Origin of the sequence: Nonomuraea sp. NPDC050404, from assembly GCF_040655495.1 — a bacterium.
Classification (GTDB): domain Bacteria; phylum Actinomycetota; class Actinomycetes; order Streptosporangiales; family Streptosporangiaceae; genus Nonomuraea.
The window spans coordinates 134,271-155,301 of record NZ_JBFAKB010000010.1 but is presented as its reverse complement, the minus strand read 5'-3'; the positions used below and the strand labels follow the sequence as shown (position 1 = coordinate 155,301).

Below are 21,031 nucleotides of genomic sequence, written 5' to 3'. Positions count from 1 at the left end.
CCGCTATTCCGGGCGTGGCTGGCATGCCGGGATTACGCTGCGTGGTGCGAGCCGGGCGGCGCGCGGAACGCTGGACGGTCGTGCCCCACGGGCAACTCGGAACGGCCGTCCAGCCCGCACATGCGGTGGACGGTCACGGGGCGGGTTCGGGGGAAGTCGTTCCGTCCCGGTAAGCTCACCTGGCGTGAGTTCATACAGCCCCATTGGACCGGTCGTCGGCATCGTCGGCGCGGGCCAGCTGGCCAGGATGTCGCAGCCGCCCGCCATCGCGCTGGGCGTCGAGCTGCGGGTGCTGGCCAACAACTCCGAGGAGAGCGCCGCCAGGGTCATCGTTGACACGCGCATCGGAGACTACCGCGATCTTGGTGACCTCCGCGAGTTCGCCAAGGGCTGCGACGTGATCACGTTCGACCACGAGCACGTGCCCACCGAGCACATCAGGGCCCTGTCCGCCAACGGCTACGTCGTGCATCCCGGTGCGGAGGCTCTCGTACACGCCCAGGACAAGGCGGTCATGCGCGAGCGGCTGACCTCGATCGGCGCGCCCTGCCCCGCCTGGGCGCGGGTGTCGTCCGAGGAGGACGTGGCCCGCTTCGGCGGCGAGCACGGCTGGCCGGTGGTGCTGAAGGCGGTGCGCGGCGGCTACGACGGGCGCGGCGTGTGGGTGTGCCGCTCGGCCGAGGACGTGGCCGAGGCGTTCGCGACCGGCGTGGAGCTCATGGCCGAGGCGTTCGTGCCGTTCGAGCGGGAGGTGGCGGTGCTGGTGGCCCGCTCGCCGCACGGGCAGGGAGTGAGCTACCCGGTCGTGGAGACCGTGCAGGAGGACGGCATCTGCGTCGAGGTCGTCGCGCCCGCGCCCCGGCTCGACCCGGAGACGTCCGCGCAGGCCCAGCGCATCGCCCTGAAGATCGCCCACGAGCTCGAAGTGACCGGGCTGCTGGCGGTGGAGATGTTCCAGACGGAGAACGGGCTGGTGGTCAACGAACTGGCCATGCGCCCGCACAACAGCGGCCACTGGACGATCGAGGGCTCGACCACCTCGCAGTTCGAGCAGCACCTGCGGGCCGTGCTGGACCTGCCGCTCGGCTCGCCCAGGATGACCGCCCAGCACGTCGTCATGGTCAATTTGCTCGGCGGCGACGATCCCGACCTGTTCAAGCGCTACGAGCACGTGATGGCCCACGATCCGGGCGTCAAGCTGCACTTCTACGGCAAGGAGGTGCGCCCCGGCCGTAAGATCGGCCACGTGACGGCCCTCGGCTCCAACCTGGATGAGGTACGCGCCCGCGCCCGCCACGCCGCCGTCTACCTCACGACCGGGGAGTACACGTGACCGTTGGCATCGTCATGGGGAGCGACTCCGACTGGCCGGTCATGAAGGCCGCCGCGGAGGCGGTTGCCGAGTTCGGGGTGCCGTTCGAGGCCGACGTCGTGTCGGCGCACCGCATGCCGGACGAGATGATCGACTACGGCCGTCAGGCGGCCTCCCGCGGTCTGCAAGTGATCATCGCCGGCGCCGGCGGGGCCGCGCACCTGCCCGGGATGCTGGCCTCGGTCACGCCGCTGCCGGTGATCGGGGTGCCGGTGCCGCTGAAATATCTCGACGGGATGGACTCGTTGTTGTCGATCGTCCAGATGCCGGCCGGGGTGCCGGTCGCGACGATGGCGGTCGGCGGCGCTCGGAACGCGGGGCTGCTGGCCGTGCGCATTCTGGCCGTCTCGGATGCCGGGCTGCGGGGGCGGATGGAGGAGTTCCAGGTCCGGTTGAAGGAGCAGGCGTACGCGAAGGGCGAGAAACTCCGCGCGGAGGCCGCGGGGCTCTGACCTTTTTTCATGGGGTTTCGGGCGGTTAGTGTGCCCGCATGGATGATCTGAGCAGAGGTCACGCGGCGCGCGTGTACGCGGCGGATCCGCTCCTCGCCGGTCAGGACGAGTTGCCCGCCAAGGGTGATCTGCTCGAAGTGCGCGACGCCGCCGGGCGTGCCACGGTGGACCGGCTCGATCCGGGCAGCCTGCAGGCGTGCTGGTCGCCGCTGGTCGTACACCGGCTTCAGGCCCGCGTGGGCGGGGCCGAGCCGGTGGCCGCGTTCGGGGCGCTGCTCGATCGGTGGCTGGCCTGTCCAAGGTCGGACGAGCCTGGGCAGGCGATGAGCGTGTCGTGGCCGAGCCTCGACACCGGCCCTGTCAGGGCGCTGGCGGTGCGCGGCTTCGGCCCCATCACGGTGGTGGCCGCCCGCCGCATCCAACCGGACCCGGCTTCCAGCGCCGCCGCAACCTCCCGCAGCGGTATCGCCCTCCGTCCGGCCGTTGTGGGTGACCTGGCGGTGATGGCGTCGATGTATGAGCGGCTGGTGGCCTATGACGCGCAGTACGGCTGGGTGACGGTCCGGGCGTCCACCGGGGAGCTTCTGCGCGCGTACCTGGCCGAGGAGGCGTTGCCGCTGGAGTGGTGCTGGCTGGCCGAGCTGGACGGCCGGGTGGCGGGGCTCGCCATCGTGCAGCCGCCGGCGCGGTCCGGCTGGATCGGCGGGATGGTGAACGACGCGCCGGCGGCGTACCTGGGGACCATGTACGTCGAGCCCTGGGCTCGCGGCCTGGGGGTGGGCGCGGTGCTCGCCGAGGTGGCCCACGGCCGGGCAGCGGCCGAGGGCGTGTCCGTCATGCTGCTGCACCACGCGCTGCCGAACCCGCTCTCGACCCCTTTCTGGGCCCGCCGCGGCTACCGCCCCCTGGTCACGCAGTGGGTCCGCCACCTGCTGTAACGGGGCGCGCTGCGTGACAACGGGCGGCCGTGGGGCTGACAGGGACTACGGGCGGCGGCTGTAGCCCTCCTGAGAGGGCTGAGCGGGACTTCGGGCGCGGCTGAGGGGGCTGAGCGGGACTTCGGGCGCGGCTGAGGGGGCTGGGCGGGGCTACGGGCGCGGCTGAGGGGGCTGGGCGGGGCTACGGGCGGCCCAGGGCGCGGTAGTGCCAGCCCGCCGACCGCCACATCTCCGCATTCAGCGCATTACGCCCGTCCACGATGCGCCGGGCGGCCACCTCCGCCCCCAACTCCACCGGATCCAGCTTCACGAACTCCTGCCACTCCGTGAGCAGCAGCACCACATGCGCCCCGCGAACCGCCTCGATGGCCGACCCGCCATAGTTCAGCTCGGGATGCGCCTTACGGGCGTTGTCGAGCGCGATCGGGTCGTAAACGGTGACCTGCCCGCCCTGGTCCCCGATCGTGACGGCCACGTCGAGCGCGGGCGAGTCGCGGATGTCGTCGGAGTTCGGCTTGAACGCGGCCCCCAGCACCCCCACGGTGCACCCGTGGAAGGAACCGCCGGCCAGCTCCCTGGCCAGGTCGACCATGCGGGCCCGCCGCCGCATGTTGATGGCGTCCACCTCGCGCAGGAACGTCAGCGCCTGGTCGGCCCCGAGCTCGCCGGCCCGCGCCATGAACGCCCTGATGTCCTTGGGCAGGCAGCCGCCGCCGAACCCGAGCCCGGCGTTGAGGTAACGGCCGCCGATGCGGTCGTCGTACGACAGGGCCCTCGACAGCAGTTCGACGTCGGCGTGCGCGGCCTCGCAGACCTCGGCCATCGCGTTGATGAAGGAGATCTTGGTGGCCAGGAACGCGTTGGCGGCCGTCTTGACCAGCTCGGCCGTGGCGAAGTCGGCGACCACGATCGGGATCTCGCCGAGCGGCTCGTACAACTCGCGCAACATCTTCTCCGCCCGCTCGCTGCGTACGCCGAGGACGATGCGATCGGGGTGCATGGTGTCCTGGACGGCGAAGCCCTCCCGCAGAAACTCGGGGTTCCAGGCCAGCTCGGCCTGGCTGCCGGCGGGGGCGAGCCGCGCCATCTTGTCGGCGAGCCGCTCGGCGGTGCCGACGGGCACGGTGGACTTGCCGATGACCAGGCACTCGCGATCGAGGAGCGGGGCGAGGGACTCGATGGCGTTGTCCATGTACGTGACGTCCGCGGCGTACTCGCCCCGCTTCTGCGGGGTTCCGACGCAGACGAAGTGCATGTCGCCGAAGGCGGCGATCTCCTCGTAGGAGGTGGTGAAGCGGAGCCGGCCGGAGTCGAGGCCGCGGCGGAGTACGGGTTGGAGGCCGGGTTCGTGGATGGGGAGCTCGCCAGCGTTGAGTCGACGGATCTTGTCAGCGTCGATGTCGAGGCCCAGGACTTCGTACCCGAGATCAGCCATGCAGGCCGCATGGGTGATGCCCAGATATCCGGTCCCGATCACCGTGAGGCGATATGGCACGAGGGAGCTCCTTTCGATCGCGCAGGCATGCTACCGGCCCCCGCTACCTCCTACGTGCCACCTGCACCTATTCGCAAACCGTACCGGCTGGTAACAAGATGGTCGGACGTCCTAGTATTTGACGCATGAGCTTCCCGCTGTACGCGCCCGCCGAAGAGCACGACATGCTCAGGGAGACGGTTCGCGCCCTCGCTGACGACAAGATCGCCCCGCACGCCGCCGAGATCGACGAGACCGAGGAGTTCTCCTGGGAGGTCTACAAGGCGCTCGTGGCGGCGGACCTGCATGCCGTACACGTGCCTGAGCAGTACGGGGGCGCCGGGGCGGACGCCCTGGCCACGGTGATCGTCATCGAGGAGGTGGCCCGCGCCTGCGCGTCGTCCTCCCTCATCCCCGCCGTCAACAAGCTCGGCACCGTCCCGCTCCTGCTCTCGGCCTCGGAGGAGGTGAAGGCTCGCTACCTGGCCCCGGTGGCGAGGGGAGAGGCGATGTTCTCGTACGCGCTGTCGGAGCCTGAGGCGGGCTCGGACGCGGCGGCCATGAAGACGCGGGCAGTGGCGGACGGCGACTCGTACGTGCTCAACGGCACCAAGATGTGGATCACCAACGCCGGAGTCTCCGAGTTCTACACCCTGATGGCGGTGACGGACCCGTCGGCCGGCGGACGCGGCATCTCGGCATTCGTCGTGGAGAAATCGGACGAGGGCGTCTCATTCGGCCCCAAGGAGAAGAAGCTCGGCATCAAGGGCTCACCCACCCGCCAGGTCATCCTGGACAACGTCCGCATCCCCGCCGACCGCCTGATCGGCGCCCCCGGCACCGGCTTCAAAACCGCCCTCGCCACCCTGGACCACACCCGCATCACCATCGCCGCCCAGGCCCTCGGCATCGCACAGGGCGCCCTGGACTTCGCGATCGGCTACGTGAAGGAACGCAAGCAGTTCGGCCGCCCCGTGGCCGACTTCCAGGGCCTGCAATTCATGATCGCCGACATGTCCATGCAGCTGGAAGCGGCCCGCCAACTCACCTACCACGCCGCCGCCAAGTCCGACCGCGCAATGCACGGCACCCCCCAGAAAGACCTCACATACCTCTCAAGCGCCGCAAAATGCGCAGCCTCGGACGCCGCCATGAACATCACCACAGACGCGGTACAACTCCTGGGCGGCTACGGCTACACCAGAGACTTCCCGGTAGAACGCATGATGCGCGACGCCAAAATCACCCAAATCTACGAGGGCACCAACCAAATCCAGCGCCTGGTAATGGCCCGCCAACTCCTCAAATAGCCTCCAAGCACGGTCCTCACAACAGAGCGCTTCGCGCCATGGGGTTCGGGCAGTGACATTGGGGGGCACAGCCCCCCAAACCCCCAGCTCAAAACCCGCTTCGCCACCTTGCCGGCCAAGGCGCTACCTCGAAGCTGCTTGCCTGGCGAGATACTCAAGTGCTCACCCACCCCGGCCGAGAAAAGGTGTCGTCAGGGTTTCGCAGCGCGAAGACGAATCGACGCGGGAGACGCTCTATCTGATGGCGTCCCCGGCCAACCGCAGACGATTGTCAGAGGCGGTCACCCGCCTGGAGGCCGGAGACGGCGCCGTCCACGAACCGGCCGACGAGGACGGCCCCACCTCGTGAATATCCCGCTGGCCCAGCGGCACGAGCGATGCCGGCGGAACACGAATACTGGACCAGCGACTGCCTGTCTGCCGAAACCCGCAGCCGGGGTTGCGAGCGCATCGTTCGACTCGCGGCCGTCAAAGAGCCGCGACTCAAGAAGCTCCTGTGGATTTGCCACTGAGATGCACGAAGTGTGGACAGCGGGCGGCCATGCCTTCTCCGCCGACGGTCTGTCGCAGAGTGCTCTAGGCTGCCTCACGTGCGGGATCCGCGGCGGAGCTACAGATACGTGGGACCGGCCGACTTGAAGGCTGCGGTTCGTCCCAGCAGTGAAGGCCCCCCCATCGCCCGGACATCACCTCGTGGTCGGCGGTCGCGGAAGCTCTGGACCGGGCGGGTCTGGGGCACCCGCCCGGTTTCACGCAGGAGGTGGTGTTCCGGCGCTGCCTCACCTGTCAGGAGCACAACATCGTCCGGGAGGACGACTTCGTCTGCGTCTTCTGCGGAAGCGACCTGCCCGCGCTGTGGAACGTGGACCCATTTGATGAGCGCTCATGAACGAGCCAATTGTCAGGAGCGCTGCCAACCGTCGGTGATACAGGGCTTCTCGCAGGCCCACCAGCTTCCGTCTGGCCTCGCCCCGGCGGCGCCTTGATCGGCCCGAGGCCAGTGTCGCTACGCCACCACGATAGCCCGGTGACTACCTACTTGGCGCGGCACTAACACCCGACCCGACCAGCAAGCTCACGCAGCTCAGCCGACGCCGGATCCTGCATCGACAGCAGATCGGACACCAACTGCCGCACAACCCGATGATTACGGACCTGCTCAGGAGTGATGCTTTCGGCCTCCAGCAGTCGCGCCACCGCCTCGTCCACCTGACGCCGCTGCGCATGCGCCCGAGCGAGATCCACGGCCAGCCGGCCCCGTCGTTCCACCGACAGCGTCGATGCGTCCACGGCGGCTCCGACCCGCAACGCGTGCCCGGCGTCGCCCACCTCCACCGCCACAGCTACCTCGTGTACCGCGACGTTGGCCGGCCCGAACTCGGTGTTGTAGTCGTTGCGCCCCTCACCGACCCGCGCCGCCATCTCACGCGCTCGCGACAAGTGCTCGTAGGCGATCTCAGCCTGGTTGAGCTGCGAAGCGGCCACTGCCCGCTGAAGGGCAAGCCCACCCCACAACGACATCGCCGTCACGTCGCCCTCATCGACCCGGACACTCAGCGCCTCAGAGGCCGTGCGCGCCGACTCCTCAACTTGATCAAAATGGCGTGCCCGCAGGAAGACGAGCCCCAGCCGGAAGAAGCCGGCCGCCATCATCAGCGGATCGCCCGCCCGCTCGGCCGCACCGATGGCCCGATCAGCCGCTATCCACGCGGCTTCCGGCTCATCCAGCTTGGCCAGCGCCGCCGAACACGCCTGATACGTCACCGCCAGCAACTCGAACAACTCGGCCCGCCGATCGGTGGGCGCCGCCCGTACCGCATTCTCCAGGGAGGGCACCAGTGCGCGCAGCAACTCCGTCAGCTCGACATAACGGCCCTGGTGCGTCAGCTCCCATGCCTGATCCACCTTCGACCGGAGCTCTCCGGGGTCCGGTGCCGGAGCGGGGCGCAACATGGCCTGCAGGGAGTGGGCGCCGGACAGCACCAGGCGTAGCCCACCCGCACCAGGCAGGTCGTCGGTAGCGGCGGCAACCACGGGTGCCTCCGGGGCCAGCTCTGACAGTGGCATATCCAGCGTCTCGGCGACCTTCTCCAGCACGGACATACGATCGACCTTGCGCACACCTCGCTCAACCTGCGAGATCCACGCCACTGACCGATCCACCAGCCGGGCCAGTTCGACCTGCGACAGCCCGCGCCGCTTACGTTCTTGGGCGATACGCCGTCCGAGCGCCCGCTGATACTCCATGCTCACGGCGTCGTGCCCTTCCCTCTCTGCAGTTCCAGCCAGTCGACTTCCACCGAGGCCAGCAGTTCTTCCCTGGCCGACAGGAAGCGCCTGGTGTGCTCGGTCTGCTCGTGGGCGTCGAAGGCGTCGCGGTCCCGGTACAGCTCGTAGAAGATCCGCTGGAGCGGCTGACCGTCCACCAGATGTGAGGCGTACACGATCGTTCCCGGCTCGTGCCGCCGGATCGCCTCGATTGTCTCACTGACGAGGGCGTCGAACGCCGCCGCGCTCTCCTCGTCCTTGCAGGTAAATCGCACTACTAGTCCGAACATGTACGCCTCCTGTGGGTCGCTGTGACGAGCTGGGGTCACGGGGTCCTTACTCGACCAGTACTTATTGTGCGGCGCAAGTACATCAAGTCGCTTGTACTTGGAGTATAGCGCTAGTACTTTTAGTACGAGTGATTGGCCGCAGGGTGTTGACCTGCTTGAACGCAAGGAAACGGCGATGTCCTCAACGCTGAACGGCCGCCAAGAGATCCACCGCTGGTGTCGCAACTTTCCCGGCACCAAGACCCAAATCGGCGAAGCACGCCGATTCGTCAACAACTACCTGGGCGACCGCCCCGCGACCTACACCGCCGAACTCGTCGTCTCCGAACTCGCCACCAACGCCATCCACCACACCCGCAGCGGCCAGTCCGGCGGCCGGTTCGGCGTCACCCTCCACGCGGGCACCACCCAGCTGATCCTCGCAGTCCACGACGAAGGCGGCCCCTCAACCCCACACCTGCGCCAAGCCGAGAACACGGACCAAAGCGGCCGAGGGCTGCACCTGGTGGAGAGCCTGACAACGAAATGGGGCATCCACGGTGACGAAGGCGGGCGTACGGTATGGGCGCTCATCCCGCTCGGTCGGATTGCATGAGCGACTGCTTGTCCCCACACTTCTCTGAGCCAGAGCCAAACCACAAGCGGCTGACATGGTTCAAAGCCGGCAAGGACTCCCGACGGGGAACGCTCGCCCGGACCTGCCACTGCGATGTGCTCCTCCATGAGCTGTGCACCGCAGGCGGACAGTCCTTCCTACGCCGCACAGACCGCGCCGCCGACCGGGGTTTGTGGACCTTTGTTCTCCCCGTTGTCCCCGTGCGGCAGCGTCAGCTACGCGAGGAGCTCGCCGCCTGCGTGGGCCGCGGCGATCGCTGACCCCGCCATCTGCCCATGCTTGGGAGGGCGGGGTTCCGTCGCTTGATGAGCTTCGGCCTTCGGCAGGACTACAGGAGGCGGCCCCCGCCGTGCACCCTCAGTGGTTCGAGATGAGTGAGGACAGTTCGTCTGCTCGGCGGAGGTCCTTGGGGCGGCCTATGGCGCGGCGCATTTGGATCAGGTCTGGTCGGGAGATGTAGTGGACTTTGAGGCCGCTCGGGTCGACTGTGGTGATCGCGCGGTTGAGGAAGTCTCCGACTTGGAGGTTGCCCCAGGGGAGTGCGGGGGTGCAGCAGTCGCCGCTGGCGCCGGGGGAGGTGAACTGCACCTTGGGGCGGAGGAAGGAGTCTGGGTGCGTCGGTACGGGGTTGCCTGTTTCGTCGCTTAGTTGGGCGTTGATGGCGGTGAAGGCGGCCGCCAGGGCTGGGGCGTGGGTTAGGGAGCCGTCCCAGAGCAGGTCGAGATCGCCGGTCAGTTCGGTGGAGCCGTGCATGATGCCGGCGACCTGGCCGATCACTATGGTTCGGGCGCCGTTGTGATGGAGGGCTTCGAGTAGAGGGAACGGGTCGAAGTCGCGGGCGGCGTCCGTGGCGATCGTGCCGAGGGTGTCGTCGGCGTTCTCGTGGCTCAGGCCGGTGGCCGTCCGGTTCCTGGCCAGTTCACGGGTGCGTTGGGCGGCGGCGCGGAGTCGTTCCAGCGGCTTGTCGATCATTTGATTCATGGAACACCCGGGCGCGCTCACGGCGCATCTCAATAATCGCTGGGGTTACAGGTGGGCGATCCACTCGTGGCTGGTGAGGACGTTGGCGCCCCTGGCCGGGAAGACTCGGTTGATCAAGAAGTCGTGTACGTCCGGTTCGCCGTCGGCGCAGGCGTCGCTGAGCACGGTCAGGCGGTAGTCGCGGTCGGCGGCGTCGTAGAGGGTGGCGGCGACCATGGCGGCGGTCGCGACGCCGGTCAGCACGAGCGAGTCGATGCGCTGGGCGCGCAGGATCAGGTCGAGGTCGGTCGCCGCGAAAGCGCTGGCGCGGTGTTTGAGGATGACGGCCTCGCCCGGCAGTGGCTTGATGCTCGGGTGTACGAGTGTTTCGGGGGAATCCTCGTGGAATAGCCTGCCTGCTCCGTGCAGGCCGGTGATCACCGGGTTTCCCGTTGACACGTCGAGGCCCGAGGCTCGGAGGCCGAAACGGATGAAGATCACCGGGATTCCGGCGGCTCTGGCTGCGGGGATGACCCTTTCCATGACTGGGATCACGCCGGCGGCGAAGGGATAGTTGTCCACGATGCCCGCTTGCAGGTCCCCGACGATGAGCGCGGTGGTGGTCATGCGGTTTCCCTGTTCGTACGGCGCGTCACGGACATCCTCCATGGTCGGCATTTCCAGTACGACCATAGTGGGGCGGTTTGGCGTATAGGCCATCGGTCGTGCACGGCTTTGTACTGCTGGCGGCCCGGAGCGCCGTGAGTTCATCGCGGCCCTGGCTAGGCGAGGCGGTGGTGCGTTCGGTTTGGGTGCCGGTGATCGGGATTGGGTCGGCGGCAGGCTGGAAGGACGGATCTCTGCCGGGGATGTCACACTTCGCTCCGGCGGTGCCTCTCAGGGGGCATGACCAAGACCGACACCATCGCCACGCAAGACCTGCAGGTGCTGCGCACCCCGCAAGCGCGCTTCGCGAACCTGCCGGACTACCCGTTCGCACCGCACTACGTCGCAGTCGAAGAGGGACGGCTGCGGATGCACTACCTGGACGAGCGGCCCGCCCGCCCATCGGGGGAGACCGTACTGCTGTTGCACGGGAACCCCTCGTGGAGCTACCTCTATCGGCACGTCATCCCGCCCCTGGTCGAGGCCGGGCATCGGTGCGTCGCCGTCGATCTGATCGGGTTCGGCAGGTCGGACAAGCTCGCCGACCGTCACGCCTACACCTATGACCGGCATCTGTCCTGGTTGAGTGAGGCCGTGCTGGAACGGCTGGATCTGCGCGAGATGACGATGCTCTGCCATGACTGGGGAGGCGCGCTGGGGCTGCCGTTGCTGGCCGCGCATCCGGAACGGTTCCGCCGGGTGGTGGCGGCCAACACCGGTCTGAGCACGGGGGATGAGGATCTGGGGGAGGGCTGGCCGATGCTGGCGCAGTGGCTGCAGTCCAGCCAGCGCACCCGCCCGTTCCTGCCGTCGGCGATCGTGAACGCGATGACCGTCACCGAACTGGACCCGGCGGAGCTGGCCGCCTACGACGCGCCCTATCCGGATGAGGCGTACCTGACGGGTGTCAGGCAGTTTCCGCTGCTCATCCCGATCTCGCCGCACGACGAGTACACGCCGGCGCTGCGGGCGGCCTGGGAGGTGCTGGAGACGCTGGACCTGCCGTTTCTGTGCGCGTTCAGCGATCAGGACCATGTTTCGCGCGGTGATCACGCTGCTCTCAGCGGGCGTATCCCGGGGGCGCGGCGTCTGTCGCATCCCACCATCCACGGCGCCGGCCACTTCCTGCAGGAGGACGCGGGGCAGGCGCTCGCGGCCGTCGTCGATGACTTCATCCGCGCCACCAGTGAGGAGTGCCCGGCATGACCGTCACGTCCCGCAATCAAGGAGCGCTCGGCATGAACGTCACGTCCCGCAATCAAGGAGCGCTCGGCATGAACGTCCGTCCCGTCGTCAAGGAGTGCTCGGCATGACCGTTCTCATCACCGGGGCGACCGGCGCCTTCGGGCGGCTCGTCATCGCGCAACTTCTCGCTGCGGGCGCTGCGGTACGTGCTGTGAGCCGTTCCACGCAGCGATCCGGTCTGCCGGACGAGGTGGAGTTGGCGGTGGGGGACCCGTCCCAGCCGGGCACGATGGCCGCCTGCTTCGACGGCGTCGAGGCCGTCTTCCTGCACCCGCGTACCTTTGGCGGCTCCGCCGACCGGCTGTTGTCGGTTGCCGCCGAGCAGGGGGTTCGCAGGGTGGTGGCGCTGTCGGCGATGAACATCGGCGATCCGTACGAGCTGCAACCCTCCCGCTGGCGCGGCGACCGCAACAAGGAGGCGGAGGAGGCCGCCGTGGCCAGTGGCCTGGCGTGGACCAGCCTGCGGGCGAGCAGCTTCGCCGCCAACACCGCGCAGGCGTGGGGCGCCCAGATCCGCGCCGGCGACGTCGTCCGCTACGTGCACGCCGGCTTCCGGGAGTCCGTACTGGATGAGCGGGACCTGGCCGAGGTCGCGGCCCGAGCGCTGCTCACCGGCGATCGGGCTGAGGCCGGGGTCGCGGCCCGTATGTCGCCCGCCGGGGACCTGGCTGGGCGAGGGCTGGAAACCACCGGCGACCTGACTGGGCGGAGGCTGGAGCTCACCGGGCCGCAGTCGTTGTCGCATGAGGAGATGGTGGCCGTGATCGCCGCAGCGCTGGGCAGGCCGCTGCGCTTTGAGGAGGTTCCGCCGCAGGTAGTCGCCGCGCATCTGACCGCCAACGGGCTGCCCGAGGCTTTCGTACGTGCCCTGCTGGCCCGCTACGAGCGCTACCTCGACCGCGAACAGAACCCGGTGACCGGCGAGGTGGACAGGATCCTCGGCCGTCCGGCCCGGACCTACGCCGACTGGGTGGCCGACCACCTCGCCGCCTTCGGCGACGTGACACGCTGATCGTCATAGGAGCGAGCCCACGATGAACGACCTGCCCACGGCCGAGGCCGCCACGGCGTTCGCCGATCACCGCGAACTGCTGTTCTCGATCGTCTACAACATGCTCGGCACCGTAGGCGACACCGAGGACGTGCTCCAGGAGACCTGGCTGGCCTGGTCGGGGCGTGACCTGAGCACGATCGGCAACCCGCGCGCCTACCTGGTGCGCGTGGCGGTGAACCAGGCCCTGGCCCACCAGAGCGCGTTGCGCCGGCGCAAGGAGACCTACCTCGGGCCCTGGCTGCCGGAGCCGCTGATCACCGGTCCCGACGCGGCCGAACCCGCCGTTCGTGCGGAGTCGGTGTCGATCGCGTTGCTGGTCGTGCTGGAGACGCTCACGCCGCTGGAGCGGGCGGTGTTCGTGCTGCACGAGGTGTTCGCGTACCAGCACACGGAGATCGCCGCGATGCTGGACCGCAGTCCGGCCTCGGTCCGGCAGGTCGCTCATCGGGCGCGGGAGCACGTACAGGCGCGGCGTCCGCGCGCCCGCGTTGACCGGCGTATCCATCGGAAGGTGACCGAGCGCTTCGTCGAGGCCGCTTTCGGCGGCGACCTGGGCGCGCTGATGGAGATGCTCGCACCCGACGTCACCCTCTGGCCCGACGGCGGCGGCAAGTCGGCGGCGGGCGGGCCCCGGCCGATCCATGGTCGCGACCGGGTCGCCAGGACGCTCGTGTCCACTGCCGGCGGCAACCGCGATGTGGACGTTCAGTACCGGCAGGTCAACGGGGATCCGTCGGTGGTGATCTTCGCCCAGGAGGCGCCGTTCGCGGTGATGGTGCTCGACCTCGACGCCGCCGGCGAGCAGGTGCGCGACGTGTACGTGGTCAGCAACCCCGACAAGCTCACCACCATCGACGGCCACGGCACCGGCTCGTAGGTTCCGACCCAAGCCAACCGAAGTCAACCGAAGCCAAATCAAGCCGACCGAAGCCAACTCAAGCCGACCCAAGTCGCGACACACGCCAAAGCACGCCGCGACGCAAGCCGACGCTGCGTGATCAGCCTGACGCGCACGCCGCCGCGCAGGCGTCAACCGCGCGCTGCACCCTGCGCTCGATCTCTCGCGGATGCCGCCCGAGCGCCGAGCGCGCCTCCGCCAGCGCCGTGACCGCCCTGTTCATCGCCTCGGTCTGCCAGGTCGCCGACTCGTTCGCCACCGAGAACAGCCGCTCGCAGAGCGCGGCGATCCGCGCGTACGGGGCCAGGGTCGCGGCCGGCTGGGCCTCCGCGGCCACCGCACCCGTGATCGGTGGGAACTCGGCGGCCTCGACCAGGTCGTGCAGGCTCGCAGGAGAGTCCTCCAGCGACTCCTGGAACGCCAGGACCCGATCCAGCATCGCCTTCGTGAGCTCGTCGCTCTCGCCGCGCAGCTTCTCCACGGTCGCGTCCACGACCTCGCGCAGGTCCCTGCGCAGCACCAGCCGGGACAGCAGGGTGATGGTGGCCTCCTCGCCGTCCTTGAGATCGCGCTTGAGGTCCACGCACGACCGTGCGGTCCTGATGAGGTCGCGGGCGTGGCCGCCGGACCAGGCGTGGCAGAACAGCACGAACACCCTGGAGAAGTCGCGCGCCCGCCGGGAGATGAGCGTCTGTGACTCCTCCAGCGCGAGCGGGCCGACCGGGATGATGGTGTCGAACGCCGAGTCGAAGACGTCCCGTACCGGAACCCCCCGCGCCGCGAAGCTGTGCATGGCGTCGGTGGACACGGACAGGACGAAGTGGGCCTTGGCGATGTGGAACAGGTCCTTGAGGCCGTTTATCGCGTTGACGGCCTCGTCCGGCTTCGCCAGTTTGTCCAGCTCGTCCACGCAGATGACGACGGGTTTGTCGCTGAGGGCGAGCAGTTGGTCAACGAACTGCCGCAGCGCCTGGACCGACTCGGCATGGGTGACCTCGCGTTCGGTACGGGAGAGCTTGCCGCCGCCCTGGAAGCCGGAGCCGGTGACCTTGAGCGCGGTGCTCGCGCTTCGCTCCACCGTCGTTGACCAGCGCAGGAACTCCAGCTGTTGCAGGCAGAGCTCACGCGTCGTCTGCGGCGTGACCATCAGCCTCGTCTGGCCCTGGGAGAGGGCCCAGCCCCGGCTGAGCACGAACCCGATGAACAGCGCGCCCAGTCCGACGGCGGCGAAACCCGTCCAGCCGAGGTTGGACGGGTTCGGCGCGGGACGGTTCTTGTCGTAGATCCACAAGATGATCAGGAGGAGCACCACCGCCGACGCGAGGAGCGTCCGCAACACCATCCGCAGGGCCGGCCCCGCCATGCGGTTGCGGATGAGGTTCGCCTCGCCCGGCTTCAGGCCGACCTGTGCCAGTTCGCCGTGGATGAGGCGGGTGAACTCCACGGCGGAGTACTGCACCGGCGCGCTGACCAGGGCGATATGGCAGTCGAAGCCCTCGTCCAGCCGCAGTTGCCGCATCAGGGTGGTCTTGCCGGAGCCGCGGACGCCGGCGAGCCCGGTCGCGGAGGACTCGTGTTCGTCGATGAAGCTCCGCAGCCGCTCGTAGTTGCGGGAGGTGATGGTGTCCTGCAGGTTGAGCTCGACCAGCGCGGGAGCCTCTGAGGTGCGCAGCGTGCCGGACCAGCGCACCTCGTCCCCCTGGAACCTGCTGATGATGAGGCGGATCAGGGAGCGCAGCGGCGGCATCAGGGCCGTCCGGAGCTCGCGGGAGGCGATCAGGCGCCGCCGCTGGATCGTGCTCCACCGCTTCAGCACGGCGAACAATCCCAGCATCACCAGGCCGAACGCGAACGCGGTGTTGGCCGCGGTCACCGAAAAAGGGATCGCGCTGCCCAGGAGAACGAATCCGAGGACGAAAGCGGACACGATGAAGAGCGCCAGGATGACGGTGGCCCAGAGCAGCCGCCAGGAGTCGCGCGCCTCATCGACCGCCGCGGTCTCTTCACTGAGCAGAAGGAAAAGCTGATCGGATTCCTGCCGGAAATTTCGCAATATATCGGGATGAATCGCCGGGTCGCACTTCAGTTCGGCGTCGTTCTTCAGCAGTTCGAGCGCGATCTCCTCCAGCTCTCCGGAGGACAGGCGACCGATCTTTCCGCGTGCCTTCATCATCATCGCCGTTCCGGCCGATTTGGGCCGCCGTAAATAGGGCTGTGAGTCAGGAGGAAAAAGAGGCTGTTGTTTGTCGATGAATTTCGCCCGGAAGGGCTACTGGCGCTCGACATAGCATGATAGAAGACTTCTTTAGTTGATTGCGGAATTACTCGCACCGGATATCACGCCAGGTCGCATCATGGGGGGTGCGCGATCGGGCGGCAACGGGTACGGGAGATCATGATGCGACAGGTGGCGCTGCCGGCGGGAGCCCCTTCGTGACCGCGTACGGCCCCGACCCGTGGGTCGGCCTGCGGCCGTTCGGCAGGGATGACGCGGCCAGGTTCTTCGGCCGCTACATGGAGGCCCGCGCGGTGGCCGGGCTCTGGCAGGAACATCGGGTGACGCTGCTGGTCGGGGACTCGGGTGTGGGTAAGACGTCCCTGCTGCATGCCGGGATGACCCGCCACCTGGACAGCAACAGGGCGCGGGTGGTGCCCGTCGGCGACCTGAGCTACCGCAGGACCCTGCCCGCTCCGCTGATCCCGGCCCGTGGCCGCCCCCTCTTCGCGCTCCTGTCCTCGTGGCAGCCCACGGCGGACCCCGCCCGCAGCGTCGGCCTGACGATCTCGGACTTCTTCCGGCGGCACAGCGCCACCGCGCCGTCCGGCAGACCGACTCTGGTGGCGATCGACGGCGCCGAAGACGTGTTCCGCCGTACTGCCGCTCCGAAGTCGGAGAAGCAGGAGAAGCAGGAGAAGCCGGAGAAGCAGGAGTACAGGCGCTTCCGTGAGGAGTTGGAAGTCGCGTTACGGGCCTTTCCCCATGTGCGTCTGTTGTTGTCGATCAGGCCGGAGTGCGTCGAGGAGGCGCACGACTTCGGCCGGATGCTGGGCGAGGTCCCGGCCCGCTACGACCTGCTGCCTCTGGACCGGGCGTCCGCGGACGAGGCGCTGACAGGCCCGCTGCTGGGCAACACCCAGCAGTTCGAGCCCGGCATGTCCGCCCGGCTCGTGGACGCGCTGTCGATCACGCACGGCACACCGGGCGTCGCCCGCGTGGAGCCTGCCCTCCTGCAGGTGTTGTGCACCGAACTCTGGGCGGGCGTGTGCAGCGGCGGCGGGACGTTGTCCGTACTCGCCGAGAAGGCGCTCGGCGACATGGACGGGCTGCTGGCCGAGTTCTGCACCCGCACGTTGTTCACGCTGACCAGCGACCACGGCCTGCCCACCTGCGAGATCGGCGGCTGGATGCGCCGGACCTTCACCAGGGCGCCGGACGCGACCTCGCCGCACGAGGCCAGGCCCGCGCTCCGGAGCGAACGTCCGAAAGAGATCACCGACACCGTCGCCCGCGCCGCGGAGGACCGGCGGCTGCTGAAGTTCAGCCGGCTGCCGGACGGGGAGGGCTTCCAGCTTCAACATCCGAGACTGGCGAGCGCGCTCCAGCGCCTCGGGGAAGTGCCGGCGGCACGGCCGAAACCCACGGCCGGTGACCTGCTGCGCGAGGCGGAGCAGGCGATGTCCGCGGGCAACCTGGAGATCGCCGAGAAGTACGCGCAAGCCGTACTGAAGATGAAAGACAGTAAGGACGTCGAATTCCACGCCTCCGCCTGGTGCATCAGGGGCGACATCGCCTATGCGCGGGCAGAACACGCGGCGGCGCTGAACGCGTACGAGAGTGCGCTGACGCTGGAAGTGGGCACGGACAGCAAGTCTTCCGCGGTCGCGTACCTGTGGGCCGCGAAGGCGCGCGTCTATCTCCTCCAGGGAGACACGGAGAACGCGCTCGGCGACGCGCGGTCCGCCCGGGTCCATCGGGCGGGCGGGACGATCGCCCTGCTGGAGAGCGCGCAGGCCCAGTGGTGCGCGAAGCGGCATCAGGCGGCGGTCAGGGATCTGAACTCGGTGCTGGAACGGGAGCCACGGCACGCCGAGGCCCTGCGCGTTCGCGGCGAGATCTACGCGGACTGGGGAGAGCGGTCGCAGCAGGCCATGGCCGACCTGGACAGTGTCGCCGTCGCCGCCCCGCCATCGGCCCGCGCGGCCTTCATCCTGGCGGCGAGTCCCGAGGTCCCCGTCTCGCGGCGGGAGGTCGAGGAGCTTCGCGAGGAGGGGCGGAATCACGGCCTGGTCCTGCTGTATCTCGCCCGGTCGTTGCAGGGCCAGGGAGATCGTGACCTGGCCGCGGAAATTGCCGGCGAGGCCCTCCGGGCGGGAAATCCGCGCCTGTCGCAGCACCATCGAGAACAGGCCGACAGAATCGCGCGAGGACAGTGACACGCGGGAAGCGGTTAAGGAGGGGACTTATGCCTGTTTGTGGCGGTACCGCTCAGTCTTCGGTGAAATGTCCAACGGAGTTGCTGAATCCGGCGATGGCTTCGGTATCCCGCCGGTCGGGCGCTATCAAGCTCCGCAGTGCGTGGGCGAATGCCGAGCCGTCGAGTTCATCCAGGTCGTGGAGGGACAGACCGGAACAATCAGGCAGTTGACCTGCCAATTCGCTCTCCTGTTGCTCCATGATCCACTCCCGAGCCTGATACATCCCAGTCCAGTGTCCGAAACAGCATACAAGCTGGGTGTCGCCTCCGATACTGGGACGGGGCCACTAAGCTACTTGGAAGGCTGGTCAACGTGATACATGATTGGCCGACCAACGCGTTTACCCTGAAAGGCTTGGATCGGATCCCTTATTCTTGTGCTGGCGTTTGGTTATGACATGACCGTATCGGAGCGTTGTTCAATTTTGTGACTCGAACTACGATTCGGAGGTGGCCTCGTGACCGATGCGCAGCCGGGTGAAGTACGACGGTCAGCGGCTCCCGCGGTGTGGGGCAAGGTTCCGCCCAGGAACAAGAACTTCACCGGCAGGAAAGAGCTCCTCGAGAAACTGCGCTCGGGAATGACCGCCGGGAACACCGGTCAGGTCACGGTGGTCCTGCCCCAGGTTCTTCCGCACGCCCTCCACGGCCTGGGAGGCGTCGGGAAGACGCAGATGGCGGTGGAGTACGCCTACAAATACGGCAACGAGTACGACCTCGTCTGGTGGATCTCCGCCGACCAGCGGGTGCTCATCCGCTCGTCGCTGGCCGCGCTGGCGCCCTATCTCGACCTCCCGTCCGCTGCGGCGATCGGTGTCGAGGACGCCGCCAACGCCGCGCTGGACGCGCTGCGGCGCGGCAAGCCGTACGAGCGCTGGTTGCTCATCTTCGACAACGCCGACGAGCCGGAGGAGATCCGGGACGTCATCCCGGACGGGCCCGGCCACGTCCTGATCACTTCGCGCAACCACCGATGGGAGGACGTCGTCGAGGCCGTCCCCGTCGACGTCTTCAACAGGGCGGAGAGCGTGGCGTTCCTGACCAAGCGCGTCCGCAGGGCGATTGCTCCGGAGGACGCCGACCGGCTCGCCGAGCAGCTCGGAGATCTTCCTCTGGCGCTCGAACAGGCCGGCGCCCTGCAGGCCGAGACGGGCATGACCGTCGATGAGTACATCGACCTGCTGAACGAGCACGCCAGCCAGCTCCTGGACGAGGGCAAGCCGACGGAGTACCCGATCTCGATGACGGCGGCCTGGAACCTCTCGGTCAGCAGGCTGAGCGAGCGGCGGCCGGAGTCGATCGACCTGCTGCGCTGCTGCGCGTTCTTCGGCCCTGAGCCGATCCCGCGCGACGTGTTCAGCCAGCGTGTCAGCGGCCTCAGCCCACGGCTGACCGAACTGCTCGGCAATCCGATCAAACTGAGCCGGTCGGTGGGTGAGCTCGGCCGTTTCGCCCTCGCGCGCATCGACCCGAGCAGCCGGACCATCCAGGTGCACCGGCTGATCCAGGCGCTCGTACGCGACGAGCTCGACCCCGAGGAGCGGGCCTCGCACCTCGGGGACGTGCACCGCCTGCTGACCGGCCTGCAACTGGGCAATCCCGAAGAGTCCGTCAACTGGGGCCGTTACGGCGGCATCCTGGGACACATCGTGCCCGCCCGGCTCCAGGACAGCCGGGACGTGGCGGTGCGCGATTTCGCGCTGGATCTGGCGCGCTATCTGTTCATGTCCGGCGACGCGTTCGCCCAGGAGTTCGTCAACCTTTTCATCGACCAATGGGAGCGGGATTCGGGGCCCGACGATTTCCACGTGCTCAAGGCATATCGCGAGCAGGGCAACATTCTGCGTCAGTTAGGCCAGTACAACGAGGTCTACGAACTCAACCAGCGGACCCTCGGCAAGATGCGCCGCGTGGGCACGCCCGACGACGAGCTGCTGCTCCTCGTCAGCGGCATCGGCGCCGACCTGCGCGCGCGGGGAGACTTCGCCGCGGCGCTGGAACACGACGTGGATTCGGTACGACGGCACGAGCGGGCCTTCGGCCCGGACGACCCCAGAACCCTGCGCGCGAAGAACAACCTGGCCCTGGACTACTGCCTCACGAGCCGTTTTCAGCAGGCCAGGGAATTGCACGAGACCGCCTTCATCGGGCTGCAGGATGTGCAGGCGGGTGCCGCGACCGTCCTGGTCCACTGGAACGCGCTCGCCCGTGCGGTCCGCCTGTCCGGTGACTACGCCGAGGCCTGCGACCTGGGTGAAGAGGCTCTCGCGTACGGTCAGGAATATCTGGGTCGTGAGCACCCCGCCTACCTCCTGACGGCCAAGGACCTCTCCATCGCCTGGCGCAGGTTCGGCGAACTCGGCCGGGCATTGGAGATGTGCACGGACGTGCATGGCCGCTATGTCCGCAGGTACGGCCTCGACCACCCCGACACGCTGGCCGCCGCCATGTCCCTGGCCAACGTGCAGCGCAACAACGGTGAGGAGCAGGAGGGCCTGGAACTGGCGGCCGACACCGTCAAGCGGTATCCGCGGATCTACGGCGCCGACCATCCGTACCATCTGGCCTGCACGGGAAACCTGGCGCTGCTGCATCGCACCTGCCGGGACCCGGTCAAGGCCCGCGAGCTGAACGAGGAGACGCTGCGCAACATCGAGCGACGGCTGGGGCGCGACCACCACTACTACCTGACCGTGGCGACCAACGCGGCCAGCGACCTGGCGGCGCTGGGGCAGTACGACATCGCCGTGGAGCGAGGCCGCGAAACCCACCGTCGGATGATGACTCTCGTCGGCCAGAGCCATCCGATGACCCTCGCCTGCGCCGCCAACCTCGCGTCCGACCTCAAGCACCTCGGTACGGCAGAGGCCGTCGAAGAGGCGGAGAACCTGCGCGAGGAGACCCGCGGCGGGTACGCACGCAGGCTCAACCTGGAGCATCCCGACGCGATCGCCTTCCTGGAGGAACGCCACCTGGACCTCGACTTCGACCCACCACCGATCTAGCCGAGGAA

17 protein-coding genes are annotated in these 21,031 nt (G+C 68.2%); 10 read left to right on the top strand and 7 right to left on the bottom strand.

The features are described from left to right. Window positions 1–184 precede the first annotated feature (184 nt). The 3 genes from AB0I81_RS27725 to AB0I81_RS27715 are packed head-to-tail and all read left to right on the top strand — an operon-like array spanning window position 185 to window position 2,762. Window positions 185–1,333 (top strand): 5-(carboxyamino)imidazole ribonucleotide synthase, encoded by a 1,149-nt coding sequence (locus AB0I81_RS27725; protein WP_360662158.1) that lies wholly within the window; start codon window positions 185–187, stop codon window positions 1,331–1,333. 14 nt (window positions 1,334–1,347) lie between these two features. Then, window positions 1,348–1,824, top strand: a complete 477-nt coding sequence (gene purE, locus AB0I81_RS27720; RefSeq protein WP_360662787.1) for a 5-(carboxyamino)imidazole ribonucleotide mutase — start codon at window positions 1,348–1,350, stop codon at window positions 1,822–1,824. 38 nt (window positions 1,825–1,862) lie between these two features. After that, window positions 1,863–2,762: a GNAT family N-acetyltransferase gene (locus AB0I81_RS27715; protein ID WP_360662155.1), complete on the top strand. Its 900-nt coding sequence runs from the start codon at window positions 1,863–1,865 to the stop codon at window positions 2,760–2,762. Window positions 2,763–2,943: 181 nt separating this feature from the next. Here AB0I81_RS27715 and AB0I81_RS27710 read toward each other — a convergent pair whose 3' ends face one another. Next, window positions 2,944–4,257 (bottom strand): UDP-glucose/GDP-mannose dehydrogenase family protein, encoded by a 1,314-nt coding sequence (locus AB0I81_RS27710; protein ID WP_360662152.1) that lies wholly within the window; start codon window positions 4,255–4,257, stop codon window positions 2,944–2,946. Window positions 4,258–4,382: 125 nt separating this feature from the next. On the opposite strand from AB0I81_RS27710, the gene AB0I81_RS27705 reads away from it, so the two are divergent. Continuing rightward, entirely contained in the window at window positions 4,383–5,546 is a 1,164-nt protein-coding gene (locus AB0I81_RS27705; RefSeq protein WP_360662149.1) for an acyl-CoA dehydrogenase family protein, read from the top strand. A 1,050-nt stretch (window positions 5,547–6,596) separates the two neighbouring features. Here the strand turns inward: AB0I81_RS27705 and AB0I81_RS27700 are convergent. Next, window positions 6,597–7,793, bottom strand: a complete 1,197-nt coding sequence (locus tag AB0I81_RS27700; protein ID WP_360662785.1) for a helix-turn-helix transcriptional regulator — start codon at window positions 7,791–7,793, stop codon at window positions 6,597–6,599. A gap of 2 nt (window positions 7,794–7,795) precedes the next feature. Beyond that, window positions 7,796–8,104 carry an antibiotic biosynthesis monooxygenase gene (locus AB0I81_RS27695; RefSeq protein ID WP_360662146.1) on the bottom strand — a complete coding sequence of 103 codons (309 nt, stop codon included), beginning with the start codon at window positions 8,102–8,104 and terminating at the stop codon, window positions 7,796–7,798. A gap of 175 nt (window positions 8,105–8,279) precedes the next feature. On the opposite strand from AB0I81_RS27695, the gene AB0I81_RS27690 reads away from it, so the two are divergent. Next, window positions 8,280–8,699 carry an ATP-binding protein gene (locus AB0I81_RS27690; RefSeq protein ID WP_360662143.1) on the top strand — a complete coding sequence of 140 codons (420 nt, stop codon included), beginning with the start codon at window positions 8,280–8,282 and terminating at the stop codon, window positions 8,697–8,699. 378 nt (window positions 8,700–9,077) lie between these two features. Here AB0I81_RS27690 and AB0I81_RS27685 read toward each other — a convergent pair whose 3' ends face one another. Both AB0I81_RS27685 and AB0I81_RS27680 read right to left on the bottom strand, forming a co-directional pair. Further along, a complete protein-coding gene (locus AB0I81_RS27685; protein WP_360662140.1) occupies window positions 9,078–9,692 on the bottom strand; it encodes a hypothetical protein in 615 nt (204 codons plus the stop codon). Between the two features lie 54 nt (window positions 9,693–9,746). Then, the gene (locus AB0I81_RS27680; protein WP_360662138.1) at window positions 9,747–10,307 is read right to left on the bottom strand and encodes a cysteine hydrolase; all 561 of its coding nucleotides are present in this window, start codon (window positions 10,305–10,307) and stop codon (window positions 9,747–9,749) included. 279 nt (window positions 10,308–10,586) lie between these two features. Between AB0I81_RS27680 and AB0I81_RS27675 the strand changes: the two genes are divergently transcribed. The 3 genes from AB0I81_RS27675 to sigJ all read left to right on the top strand — a co-directional run bounded on the left by AB0I81_RS27675 (window position 10,587) and on the right by sigJ (window position 13,522). Continuing rightward, complete coding sequence (locus tag AB0I81_RS27675; protein ID WP_360662136.1) at window positions 10,587–11,552, top strand: haloalkane dehalogenase; 966 nt, start codon at window positions 10,587–10,589, stop codon at window positions 11,550–11,552. Between the two features lie 103 nt (window positions 11,553–11,655). Further along, the gene (locus tag AB0I81_RS27670) at window positions 11,656–12,603 is read left to right on the top strand and encodes an NAD(P)H-binding protein (protein WP_360662134.1); all 948 of its coding nucleotides are present in this window, start codon (window positions 11,656–11,658) and stop codon (window positions 12,601–12,603) included. A 22-nt stretch (window positions 12,604–12,625) separates the two neighbouring features. Beyond that, window positions 12,626–13,522, top strand: a complete 897-nt coding sequence (gene sigJ / locus AB0I81_RS27665) for an RNA polymerase sigma factor SigJ (protein ID WP_360662131.1) — start codon at window positions 12,626–12,628, stop codon at window positions 13,520–13,522. Window positions 13,523–13,643: 121 nt separating this feature from the next. Here sigJ and AB0I81_RS27660 read toward each other — a convergent pair whose 3' ends face one another. After that, the gene (locus AB0I81_RS27660) at window positions 13,644–15,719 is read right to left on the bottom strand and encodes a P-loop NTPase fold protein (protein ID WP_360662128.1); all 2,076 of its coding nucleotides are present in this window, start codon (window positions 15,717–15,719) and stop codon (window positions 13,644–13,646) included. A gap of 257 nt (window positions 15,720–15,976) precedes the next feature. Here AB0I81_RS27660 and AB0I81_RS27655 point away from each other — a divergent pair, with 257 nt between their 5' ends. Beyond that, window positions 15,977–17,977, top strand: a complete 2,001-nt coding sequence (locus AB0I81_RS27655; RefSeq protein WP_360662125.1) for a hypothetical protein — start codon at window positions 15,977–15,979, stop codon at window positions 17,975–17,977. Window positions 17,978–18,029: 52 nt separating this feature from the next. Here AB0I81_RS27655 and fxsA read toward each other — a convergent pair whose 3' ends face one another. Then, window positions 18,030–18,218, bottom strand: coding sequence for an FxSxx-COOH cyclophane-containing RiPP peptide (gene fxsA, locus AB0I81_RS27650; RefSeq protein WP_360662122.1), 189 nt, complete (start codon window positions 18,216–18,218; stop codon window positions 18,030–18,032). A gap of 258 nt (window positions 18,219–18,476) precedes the next feature. Here fxsA and fxsT point away from each other — a divergent pair, with 258 nt between their 5' ends. Continuing rightward, on the top strand, window positions 18,477–21,023 hold the full coding sequence (gene fxsT / locus AB0I81_RS27645; protein WP_360662119.1) for an FxSxx-COOH system tetratricopeptide repeat protein: 2,547 nt from the start codon (window positions 18,477–18,479) through the stop codon (window positions 21,021–21,023). The last annotated feature ends 8 nt before the right edge of the window (window positions 21,024–21,031 follow it).